Annotated in this window: 2 tRNA genes and 1 rRNA gene; all 3 read left to right on the top strand. The window is 48.8% G+C overall.

Going from position 1 to position 621, the window contains the following annotated elements:
• Positions 1-107 (top strand): 16S ribosomal RNA (locus HP459_RS23275); the annotation flags it as partial.
• Positions 108-177: 70 nt separating this feature from the next.
• Positions 178-254 (top strand) — tRNA-Ile (locus tag HP459_RS23270).
• Positions 255-359: 105 nt separating this feature from the next.
• Positions 360-435, top strand: a tRNA-Ala gene (locus HP459_RS23265).
• Positions 436-621: the final 186 nt, after the last annotated feature.

The raw sequence follows: 621 nt of genomic DNA, 5'->3' as shown, positions 1-621 counted from the left end.
TAGGTAGCTTAACCTTCGGGAGGGCGCTTACCACTTTGTGATTCATGACTGGGGTGAAGTCGTAACAAGGTAACCGTAGGGGAACCTGCGGTTGGATCACCTCCTTACCTTAAAGAACCTGCCTTTGCAGTGCTCACACAGATTGTCTGATGAAAAACAGCAGTAAAAAATCTCTGCAGGCTTGTAGCTCAGGTGGTTAGAGCGCACCCCTGATAAGGGTGAGGTCGGTGGTTCAAGTCCACTCAGGCCTACCAAATTTTTGCTGATGCTGCGTTGCGGCGACACTCACATACCTGAGTATGCTTCGTGTCACCACGCCTTGCCTCAACAAAAATTACCGGTAGAGAGATAACTACGATGGGGCTATAGCTCAGCTGGGAGAGCGCCTGCCTTGCACGCAGGAGGTCTGCGGTTCGATCCCGCATAGCTCCACCATCCTTTACTGCGAACACAAGAAAACTTCAGAGTGAACCTGAAAAGGTGCACTGCGAAGTTTTGCTCTTTAAAAATCTGGATCAAGCTGAAAATTGAAACGACACACAGCTCATGTGTGTTCGAGTCTCTCAAATTTTCGCAATCAGAAGTGAAACATCTTCGGGTTGTGAGGTTAAGCGACTAAGC

It is taken from the genome of Enterobacter sp. CM29 (assembly GCF_013179605.1).
Lineage (GTDB): Bacteria > Pseudomonadota > Gammaproteobacteria > Enterobacterales > Enterobacteriaceae > Enterobacter > Enterobacter intestinihominis.
The sequence above is the reverse complement of the archived record's forward strand: the minus strand, read 5'-3'. Positions and strand labels throughout refer to the sequence as shown.